The organism is Martelella mediterranea DSM 17316 (genome assembly GCF_002043005.1).
Lineage (GTDB): Bacteria > Pseudomonadota > Alphaproteobacteria > Rhizobiales > Rhizobiaceae > Martelella > Martelella mediterranea.
The window spans coordinates 26,936-37,394 of record NZ_CP020331.1; the positions used below are offsets into that span (position 1 = coordinate 26,936).

The window sequence follows — 10,459 nt, forward strand, 5'->3', positions numbered from 1 at the left end:
GAGGCGCCCCTACATGGTGGCGCCCAGGCTCCAGGGCACGAATTCATTGTCGCCATAACCGAGCGTTTCCGATTTCGTCCTGCCGCCTGAGGCCACTCTGAGAATCTCGTTGAAGATCTCCTCGCCCTTGGCGGCGAGCGAGACGCCTTCCAGCACATCGCCGCAATTGACGTCCATATCGTCGTTCATCTGTTCGTAGATGAAGGAGTTGGAGGCGAGCTTGATCGACGGCGTCGGCTTGCAGCCGAAGGCGGAGCCCCGGCCGGTGGTAAAGCAGAGCACATTGGCGCCGCCGGCCACCTGGCCGGTCGCCGAAACCGGATCGTATCCGGGGGTATCCATGAACACCAGCCCGCGCTCGCGGATCGGCTCGGCATATTCGAGAACAGCGCGAAGATTGGTGCTGCCGCCCTTGGCCGCGGCGCCGAGCGATTTCTCGAGGATCGTCGTCAGGCCGCCGAGCTTGTTTCCTGGCGAGGGATTGTTGTTCATTTCCATATCGTGGCGGGCTGTGTAGTCTTCCCACCAGCGGATCCGCTCAATCAGCTTTTCCCCGACCTCGCGGTTTTCCGCGCGCCGCGTCAGAAGGTGTTCCGCACCGTAAATTTCGGGCGTTTCCGACAGAACGGCCGTGCCGCCATGGGCAACCAGCATATCGACCGCCGCGCCCAGTGCCGGATTTGCGCTGATGCCGGAATAGCCATCCGAGCCGCCGCATTGCAGCGCCAGAACGAGTTCGGAAACCGGTTGGGTGGTCCGCCGCGCGGCATTGACGGTCGGCAGCATGTCGATGATCGCCTTGACGCCGGCATCGACGGTTTTGCGCGTGCCCCCGGTTTCCTGGATGGTCATGGTGCGGAAGGTCTCGCTCTCCGTGATATCGTAGGATTTCATCCAGCGCGGAATCTGGAACGCCTCGCAACCCAGTCCCACCATCAGCACGCCGCCGACATTCGGGTTGGTTGCAAAGCCCCATTGGGTGCGCTTGAGCACGTCGTAGGCCGGCCCCTTCACATCGATGCCACAGCCCGTGCCGTGGACGAGCGAGATCACGCCGTCGACATTGGGATACTCATCGAGCACGCCGGACCGGTTGATTTCATCGGCTATGAAACGGGCGACGCTCGCCGAGCAGTTCACCGAAGTCAGCGTCGCGATGTAATTGCGGGTTCCAACCCTGCCGTTGGCCCTCCGAAATCCCTCGAAGGTCGCGCGGGCGCTGTCATCGACAAAGCGTGTGGGATGCGTATTGGTGCCGAATTCATAACTGCGCTCGAAGGAATGGAGGTAGACATTGTGCTCGTGAACCCAGGCGCCGGGGACGATATCCTCGCGTGCAAAGCCGATGGTCTGACCGTATTTCACGATCGGCTCGTCCTTGCCGATCTTGCGTATGGCCATCTTGTGGCCGCGGGGAATATTGGCCAGCGCCGTAACGGCATGGGCCTCCTCTCCCTTCTTGAGCGGGTCCACGACCAGCAGGATATTGTCTGTGTCGGATAGTTTTATGAAACGTGTCATTTGCCAACTCTGAAAGACCGCGGATTCGTCATCCGGTAAAATCGAATTTGTATACTAATATAACAATGGCATCCTAAGCAAGTGCGAGCCTTGTCGCATCAGCAAATCACGCCGAGATACAACGGAGAGGAGCGGATGCGGAGTCCGCTGGCGCGGTGGGCGGAATGGCGCGCCGGAGCATTCTCCGCTGATGTGGAGGTTATCTATCTGTTTGTTTTTGCGCCTTTAGCGGAGGGGGGCGATTCAGCCTGACTGCACCGCCGAAAGCCTGCGTACCGGTTCAGGGGAGGTGAAAGACTTCTTCCAGGGACGCCCACCACTCGCCGGAGGCGCGGGTAGCAAGCGGCGCCTGCATCGGGCCGCACAGTTCCCACCATTTCTTCATGGCGGGCGATCCGGCCATTCGGGCCGCATCGGCGGCGAAGTCGTTGCCATGATATTCCCAGTAGGCGAACAGAAGGTTCTCGGGCTCGCGCAGGAAGATCGAATAGTTGCGGATATTGGCCTTGCCGAGCAAGTCGAGAATTTCCGGCCAGACGGCGGCGTGGACGCGCTTGTATTCCGCGATCGCCTCGGGTTTCACGCCGATGCAGTGAGCCATTCTTTGCATACGGTCGCTCCTCTTCGCTGCAGGAATCAGTCGGTAAGATCGCCCGCGACTTCCAGCGTATTGAGGAGCGATGTATTGAGGTGGCTCTCCATGGCGCGCGCCGCGCCCTCCGCATCGCTACGGGAGAGCGCCTCCAGAATGGCCTCGTGCTGCTCGATCGTCTGGGCGCCATAGCCCGGTCTCGGGATCGCCAGATAGCGGCCGCGGTCCATCTGGGCCTTGGAAATATCCACCGCGCGCCAGATCGACGGGAAACCGCTAATTTCGGCAATGGTGCGGTGAAAAACATCGTCGAGCTGGATAGCGTTGGCATATCGGCCGCGGGAAATCGCCAGCCGGTGGGCGGCGATATTGTCTTCCAGCAGTTCGGCGGTGGCGGGCGTGAAATTGGCTGCGGCGTGGCGCGCGCTTTCCATCTCGAGCGCGCGGCGGATCACATAGGCCTCTTCCAGGTCCTTGCGACTGATCGGCGCGACATAGGTGCCGGTCTGGGCGAGGATCTTCACCATCCCTTCATCGCTGATGCGCTTCACGGCTTCGCGCACCGGTGTGCGCGATACGCCGAGTGCTTCGGCAATCGCGATCTCGTTGATCGGCTCGCCCGGCTTCAGCTTTCCGCCCACGATCATGGTGCGGATCATCTGATATATCTGGTCCCTCAAAGGCAGGGATCGGTTCAATGTCGAGGGATCGAATTCCATAGGTTCGTTCCAGTTTGCGGCGCGCCTACGGCCATTATTATATTAGCATGTCAAACGCTTACCGGCATGTCAAATATTATCTGGACTGTCGAACCCCGGTCTCGGCGCGGCCTCGGCTTTTCGGCAGAATGTCTTCCAAGGATGCTTGTCAGTCCTATTATATTAGTGTAATAGACTGCGGAAATAGCTTCTCGTAATTGCTTGACCGCCATCCCTTTAGGGCGAGACCGGGATTCGGGTGAGAGAGATCGCGCTTGAATAAGCTATTATACTAACATAACGTGAGGGTGGGCATTGTTTGGAGGCGATGTCCCTTTCCAGAGGAGGAAGCAGGCCGATATGACCGAAGCTCATTTCGCGCTGGACATGAGGGGCATCACCAAGACGTTTCCTGGCGTCAAGGCGCTCTCCAATGTCAATTTCAGGGTCAAATTCGGTACTGTGCACGCGGTCGTCGGCGAGAACGGCGCGGGCAAGTCCACGCTGATGAAGGTCCTGAACGGATCCTACGCGCCCACCAGCGGCACGATCCGCGTCGCCGACAAGGAGGTGCGGATGCGCCGTCCGGCCGATGCGCAGGCGCTCGGTATCCGCATGGTCCATCAGGAAATCAATCTGGTGCCGGATCTCAGCGTGGCGGAAAACGTGTTTCTTGGGCGCATGCCCGGGCGCTGGGGCTATCTGCGCCGCAGCGAACTGGTCTCCCGCACACAGGCGATCCTGGCCGAACTTGGCGCCATCGTGAACCCGCGCGACCGCCTGGGCGATCTGTCGATCAGCCAGCAGCAGCTTGTCGAAATCGCCAAGGCCTATGCCGCCAACCCGCGCATCATCGTTCTGGACGAACCGACGTCCAGTCTGAGCGAACACGAAACGGCGGCGCTGTTCAGGATCCTGCGAAAGATGCGCGATGACGGCATCGCGATCGTCTATATCAGCCACCGCGTCAAGGAAGTCCTGCAGATCGCCGACGAGGTGACTGTTCTGCGCGACGGCGCCATGATCGAGACGCGACCGATCTCTGGTATCACCGCCAGCGAAATGATCCGCCTGATGGTCGGACGAGAAGTCGGCAATGTGTTTCCGAAAAGCCCGGCGACCATCGGCGCTCCGGTTCTCCGCGTCGAAAATATCGGCGACGGCACCCATTTCCACGATGTCAGCTTCGAGGTGCGGGCCGGTGAAATTCTTGGTCTAACGGGGCTTGTCGGTGCCGGGCGGACCGAGCTGGCTCAAGCGATCTTCGGTCTCTCTCGCCTTGTCGAGGGCACGGTGACGCTGAACGGCCGGCCGCTTTCGATCGAGACGCCGGCCGATGCGGTGCGCGCCGGCATTGCCTATGTGCCGGAAGACCGCAAGGGCGACGGCATCATTCCCGAAATGTGCATTCGGGAAAACATCAGCCTTCCGGTGTTGAGGAAGCTCAGCCGGATCGGGCGCATCAGCCGCAGCGCGGACCGCGCGCTGGCCAGCGAGTATGTGAGGCAGTTCGCCATCTCACCACCTGACGGGGAACGGCGCATCAACCTGCTTTCCGGCGGCAATCAGCAAAAGGCGGTTATCGCGAAATGGCTGGCGGCAAAGCCCAGCGTGCTGATTCTGGACGAGCCGACGCGCGGCGTCGATGTCGGCGCCAAGGCGGAAATTCATAACATCATCGGCAGGCTTGTCGGAGAGGGCATGGCGGTAGTGATGATCTCCTCCGAACTCCCTGAAGTCATGGGCGTGTGCGACCGCGTCGTGGTCATGCGGGGCGGGCGCGCATCGGCGCCGCTCCTCAGAGAAGAGCTGAGCGAGGAACGGATCATGACACTGGCGACGGACGAGGAGGCGGCATGAGCGATCTGACCGCCGGCAGCATGAAAAAGACAGAACGATTTACACGCGCCCACTGGCTTGTCGAGATTGCCTCGCGTGCCGGGCTGCTGTTCGCAATTCTGGCAGTGATCCTCTACGGCTCGTTCGCTAGCCCCGCATTCTTTTCCACGGGCAACTTCGTCAATGTCCTGACATCGATGTCGATCGTCGGCATTGTCGTGGTCGGCATGACATTTGTGCTCGTCGTCGGTGGGCTTGCCGATCTTTCGGTACCGGCGACGATTGCCTGCGGGGCGATTCTTTCGCTCGGGCTGCAGCCAATGATCGGGCCGGTTCCGGCCTTCGTCGTGGCGATCGCGCTTGCGGGCGTCATCGGCTCTCTCAACGGAGCGTTGGTCGGCTATGCCGGCATCAATCCCATCATAGCGACGCTCGGGGTCGGCACAGTGGGTCTTGGCATCGTCCAGGCGGCGGTTGGCGGCGTCATCGTCTATGGGACCAATCCGGCTTCAGCCGAACTGGTGAAGGGTCGCTTGTTCGGCATACCGGTCGTGGTCATCATCTTCGCCGTCATTGCCGTGATTGGCCATCTCATCCTGTCCCGTTCCTATTGGGGGCGCTGGACCACAGCAACCGGCGGGAATTACTCGGCCGCCAGGGCAAGCGCGGTTCCCGTGCGCGCGGTCAAGGCCGGAGCCTTCGTCATCACCGGCATCGCTGCAGGCATCAGCGGAGGACTTCTCGGCTTGACGCTGCAAAGCGCGCGGCCTCTGGTGGGCACTGGCTATGAGTTCAGCGCGATCACGGCCGTCGTGGTCGGCGGGGTTTCGATCATGGGCGGATTCGGTTCGGTTCCGCGCGCGATTGCCGGCCTCGTCTTCGTGCAATTGCTGACCAATGTCATGGTGCTCGAGGGCGTGCGCACGCCGGTTCAGGGCTTTGTTCTCGGCATTCTGATCGCAGGCGCCGTCGGCATGGATGCCGCCCTGCGCAGAAGAGGAGGCGTCTGATGCGCATGCTCGCACTGGCCCTTCAATACCGGGTCGCAATCATTCTCGGCCTGACGCTTCTGGTGTCCGCGCTGGTCGTTCCGGGGTTTCTCAACCTAACGACGCTCAGCCTCGGCTTCGACCGCGCCGCGACCATCGGTCTGATCGCGATCGGGCTGACGGTGCTGCTGATCGCCGGCCAGATCGACCTTTCGGCCGGGTCCGTGTTCGCCTTGTCCGGCATCGTCTCGGTCATGCTGCAGCCGCAACTGGGCATTCTGCCCGCCGCAGTGGTGGGGATCGTGGTCGGCATGCTCTGCGGCGCGATCAATGGGCTCCTGGTGGTCGGGCTGAAGGTCAACGCACTGGTTCTGACGCTGGCGACGATGCTGATCTTCCGCTCTGTCGCCCACTGGCTCACCGACAGCCAGCCGGTCAGCGGCATCGACATCATGTTCTCGCTGAAGATGTCGCAGCTCTATTTCGACATCTTCACCATCCGCAGCGCATTGTTCCTGCTCGCCATTCTGGTGCTCCATTTCTGGCTGACCCGCACCATTCCCGGGCGCAACGTCTTTGCGGTCGGCTCCAATGCGGTGGCGGCGAAGGAGAGCGGCATCGCTTCCGGACGCATCATCTTCATGAGTTTCGTCTTCGCCGGCGCCATGGCCGGGGTCGCGGGCGTGCTGCAGAGCCTGGTGACCAATACCGGCTCTCCGGTGTTCGGGTCGGAACTCATTGTCGTGGTGATCGCGGCGGTCGTCGTTGGCGGCACGAGGCTCGAGGGCGGCAAGGGGTCGGCGCTCGGCACGCTTGGCGGGGTGCTGACCATCGGCGCGCTGACGATCGCAATGGAATTCCAGTCGGTGCCCGCCTACATCCAGCAGGTCGTTTCAGGTTGCATCCTGATCCTGCTGGTCGTGCTGGACCGTACCGTGAGCATAAGGCGCCCCGCTGCGCCGGTTATCGAAGGCAAGTTTATCACTGAAGGAGGAAACGCATGACTGGGAAGAAAACGATTTTGGGTTTGGCCGTTGCGGGCATGATGGCCTCGGCCGGCTTCGCGCACGCCAAGACCGTCTGTTATGTAAACGCTGCGGATTCGCACGCTTATGCAACGCCGGCAAACGAGGCGCTGCTCGCAAGCGCCAAGGAACAGGGGTTGGAAATCCTGAGCCTGAGCCAGGACTTTGACGTCCAGAAGGGCACGGAGCAGCTGAACACCTGCGTGGCCCGCGGCGTCGATGCCATCATTCTGTGGCCGCTCGATCCGCAGGCCTATATTCCGGGACTCGCCCGCGCGCAGCAGGCCAAGATCCCGGCAATCATCATCAATTCGCCGATGAGCGACGATGCAAAGCCGTTCCTCAAGTCCTTCACCGGTCCCGACGTTTACGAGGAAGGTGAAATGGCTGCCGATGCGCTCAACGAGGCGCTGGGCGGAGAGGGCTCCGTCGTCGTGATCGCCGGCCAGGCCGGCAACGGCACGACGATTGGTCGCGTCGGCGGCTTCACGGATCGCCTTGCGGAGATCGGCTCCAATATCGAGGTTCTCGATACTGTGAATGCCGACTTCGACCAGCAGAAGGCGCTGGTGATGAGCCGCGACCTGATCACCCGTTTCGGCGACAAGATCCAGGGCGTCTATGCCAATGACGACACCATGGCCCGCGGCTTCATCGATGCATGGAAGGAAGCGAAGCCTTCTGAGGACATGCCACCGATCGTCGGCATCAACGGCCAGAAGGATGCCTTCGAATCGATCCGCAGCGGCGACATGTACGCAACGATCGTCCAGTCGCCGGCCGAAGATGGCCGTCTGGCGGCCGAGACCGTCGGCAAGATCCTCAATGGCGAGGATGTCGCGGATCGCCTGCCCATTCCGCTGACCGTGGTCACGATCGACAATGTCGAATCCGTCGAACCGGCGTTCTGATAATGACCGCCGGCCCGGTGCATGCCGGGCCGGCTTCCCCTTGATGGGGCGGCGCCCATGCGATTGGGAGGCCTGACGATCGATTGCGCAACTCCGCAGGAGGGCAAGGATGAAATTCAGCCTTATCTTCTTTTCCAATTCCTACCCGGATGATGCCGGCGGAGCCTATGGCGCAATCTCCGAATTCGCGCGATTTGGCGACGATCACGGCTTCGAGGCGGTTTGGGTTCCCGAACGACATTTCCACAGCATGGGCGGAATCTACCCCGACCCGGCCGTGATGGCGGCCTATCTTGCCGCGATCACGAAAAAAATTCGGCTCAGGGCCGGCAGCATCGTCGTGCCTCTGCATCATCCGGCCAGCATCGTTGAATCTTGGTCGATGGTCGACAACATGTCACATGGGCGGGTCGATCTCGCGCTTGCCAGTGGCTGGAACGTCAATGACTTCGTGCTTGCCCCGGAGGCCTATGGCGATCTTCGCGGCATATGGCTCGCGCGTGTCGCGGAAATCCGCGCCCTGTGGGCCGGCCGGCCGCAGACCTATCGCAACGGCGCTGGCAAGGATATTCAGATCACCACCCATCCGCGACCGGTGCAGCCTGAGCCCGATCTCTGGCTGACGGCGACGAAGCAGCCCGAAACCTTTCGCACGGCCGGCGAAATGGGCATGAATGTGCTGACCATGCTCGCCGGGATTTCGCTGGAGCAATTGGCGGAAAAAACCAGACTTTACAGGGCAGGGCGGGCCTCGGCCGGCCTCGATCCGGACGGCGGCACAGTATCGCTGATGCTGCATACCTATGTGCATGAAGACCCCGAAAGCGTCCATAACGCCGTGCGCGCGCCGTTCCTGCAATACATCCGGACCAGCCTGCTCAGCCATCTCCAGGGCGGCGCGGTTGATGCCGGCCGCAGCCTATCCGATGAAGAGATCGATGAGATGGCGGAATACTCGTTCGAGCGCTATTTCGAAACGGCGGCATTGTTCGGCACGGTCGATCAGACGCGGCGGTTCGCGCTGGAAGCGGAGCGGGCCGGCGTCGACGAGATCGCCTGTCTTCTGGATTACGGCCCCTCGTTGAGCGACATCCGCGCCAACCTTCCCTATCTCGCCGAACTCAAGAAGAGCTTTGAAACAGCCGATGCCGGATATCAGTAAAGCCGCATCCCCGCGCGAAAATGCGGAAGGGATGGCGATCGTCGGCATGTCCTGCCGGTTTCCCGGCAGCATGGGGTGCGAGGCCTATTATCAGTCGCTGCTAAGCGGGGCAGACCTGTTCTCGCCGCCCCCGCGCGAGCGCTGGTCCTGGTGCGCCGATGATGCGGTCGTGGTTCGCAGGATGGGTGGGCTTGACGATGTCTTCAGTTTTGACAACGCGCTTTTCCGCCTGTCTCCGCGCGAGGCCGAAACCATGGATCCGCACCAGCGGCTGTTGCTGGAGGAGGTCTGGCTGGCGATCGAGGATGCCGGCTACCATCCGGAAATCTTTGCGCGACGGAGCACGGGCGTGTTCGCGGCGATTTATAATCAGGACTTTCAGTTCTACACGCGGGCGGGCGATTGGGACGAAATCTCGCGCATGTATCTCGCCATGGGGAGCGCGCATTCGATTGTGCCGAACCGGGTCTCCTACGTCTTTGATCTTCACGGGCCGAGCGAGGTGGTCGATACCGCCTGTTCGAGCGCGCTCGTCGCGCTCCACCGCGCCGTCGAGGCGATCCGCAACGGCGAGTGCGAACAGGCCGTGGTCGGCGGCGCCAGCCTGCTCCTGGAGCCGAGCCGGCTGGTGATGCTGCAGGATCTCGGTCTTCTGGCCATTGACGGCGATTGCATGCCTTTCGACCGGGACTCCGGCGGCCAGGTTCTGGGCGAAGGGGTCGCCGCGATCATCGTCAAGCCGCTGGCGCGCGCACGGAAGGACCGGGATTTCGTCTATGCGGTCATCGGCGGAACCGGCGTCAATCATCAGGGCGCGCGTTCGGGCGGTCTGACGAGGCCGAGCGCCGCCGCCCAGGCCGATCTCATGCGCCGGACCTATGCCCGCCATCGGATCGATCCGGAAACGATCCGATATGTCGAGGCGCACGGCAATGGCGGCAGTGGCGATGTCAGCGAACTGCTCGCCTTTCAGGATGTGCTGCCGGCCGGCACGCCGGTCGGCTCCGTCAAGGGCAATATCGGTTTTCTGGAAGCTGCGGGCGGTCTTTCGCAGGTCATCAAGGTGGTGATGGCCATGCGCCATGGCGTGCTGCCCGGCACGCGCTCTCACCGGCACCTGCTGGAGGACGAGGCGCTCAGCGATGAGGCCTGCCGGATCCTGCAAGCCGATACCCTGCTGGAGGCGCTTCGCGGAGAGGGGAAGCAGCCGTTCACGGTCGCCGTTCACGCCTACGGCCTTGGCGGATGCAACGCCCATGTGGTGCTGAGGGAGCCGTGCTCAATAGCGCGTGCCGGCATGACCGAGGCAGCCTTGCCGCTCCTGTTTTCAGGCGAGGACGTCACGCAGACGGCAGAACTGGTAGAACGATTTCTGCTCTGGCTTGCCGAAGATCCCGCCGTGTCGCTTTCAGATATGGCCTTCACGCTTGCAACAGGTCGCCCGGCGCGCCGGCATCGGTTGGCGATCATGGCGTCAACGCCTGCTGAGGCTGCGACGCGCTGCCGGGCATGGCTCGCATCCGACCGCGCGGAGCGCGCCGAAGGCCACCCCCTCGATGACATTGTGCGCGACTGGCTCGCCGGCGGCGCGCCGGACTGGAACCTGCACCTTTCCGGATCGAGGATTGGCATTCCGCTCACTGCCTGGCGGCGCCGACACTATCCGCTGCCGCCCCTGAAAGGCGGCGCCTCTGGCGAAGTCCCGGCTTGACCGGGCGAGAT

9 protein-coding genes are annotated in these 10,459 nt (G+C 62.2%); 6 read left to right on the plus strand and 3 right to left on the minus strand.

Going from position 1 to position 10,459, the window contains the following annotated elements; all coding sequences use genetic code 11:
- Nucleotides 1–9 precede the first annotated feature (9 nt).
- The 3 genes from Mame_RS21885 to Mame_RS21895 all read right to left on the minus strand — a co-directional run bounded on the left by Mame_RS21885 (nt 10) and on the right by Mame_RS21895 (nt 2,832).
- Entirely contained in the window at nt 10–1,521 is a 1,512-nt protein-coding gene (locus Mame_RS21885) for a UxaA family hydrolase (protein WP_018067006.1), read from the minus strand.
- Nucleotides 1,522–1,801: 280 nt separating this feature from the next.
- On the minus strand, nt 1,802–2,131 hold the full coding sequence (locus Mame_RS21890; RefSeq protein ID WP_026173862.1) for an L-rhamnose mutarotase: 330 nt from the start codon (nt 2,129–2,131) through the stop codon (nt 1,802–1,804).
- A 26-nt stretch (nt 2,132–2,157) separates the two neighbouring features.
- Complete coding sequence (locus Mame_RS21895; RefSeq protein WP_018067008.1) at nt 2,158–2,832, minus strand: GntR family transcriptional regulator; 675 nt, start codon at nt 2,830–2,832, stop codon at nt 2,158–2,160.
- 339 nt (nt 2,833–3,171) lie between these two features.
- On the opposite strand from Mame_RS21895, the gene Mame_RS21900 reads away from it, so the two are divergent.
- From Mame_RS21900 to Mame_RS21925, 6 genes are all read left to right on the plus strand, one after another.
- Nucleotides 3,172–4,671 carry a sugar ABC transporter ATP-binding protein gene (locus tag Mame_RS21900; protein WP_018067009.1) on the plus strand — a complete coding sequence of 500 codons (1,500 nt, stop codon included), beginning with the start codon at nt 3,172–3,174 and terminating at the stop codon, nt 4,669–4,671.
- On the plus strand, nt 4,668–5,660 hold the full coding sequence (locus Mame_RS21905; RefSeq protein WP_018067010.1) for an ABC transporter permease: 993 nt from the start codon (nt 4,668–4,670) through the stop codon (nt 5,658–5,660). The genes Mame_RS21900 and Mame_RS21905 overlap by 4 nt, the downstream gene beginning before the upstream one ends.
- Nucleotides 5,660–6,643, plus strand: a complete 984-nt coding sequence (locus Mame_RS21910) for an ABC transporter permease (protein WP_018067011.1) — start codon at nt 5,660–5,662, stop codon at nt 6,641–6,643. Before Mame_RS21905 ends, Mame_RS21910 begins: the two co-directional genes overlap by 1 nt.
- Nucleotides 6,640–7,575 (plus strand): sugar ABC transporter substrate-binding protein, encoded by a 936-nt coding sequence (locus Mame_RS21915; RefSeq protein ID WP_033411010.1) that lies wholly within the window; start codon nt 6,640–6,642, stop codon nt 7,573–7,575. Before Mame_RS21910 ends, Mame_RS21915 begins: the two co-directional genes overlap by 4 nt.
- 109 nt (nt 7,576–7,684) lie before the next feature.
- Nucleotides 7,685–8,737 (plus strand): MupA/Atu3671 family FMN-dependent luciferase-like monooxygenase, encoded by a 1,053-nt coding sequence (locus Mame_RS21920; protein ID WP_018067013.1) that lies wholly within the window; start codon nt 7,685–7,687, stop codon nt 8,735–8,737.
- Entirely contained in the window at nt 8,721–10,448 is a 1,728-nt protein-coding gene (locus Mame_RS21925; protein WP_018067014.1) for a beta-ketoacyl synthase N-terminal-like domain-containing protein, read from the plus strand. Before Mame_RS21920 ends, Mame_RS21925 begins: the two co-directional genes overlap by 17 nt.
- Nucleotides 10,449–10,459 lie beyond the last annotated feature (11 nt).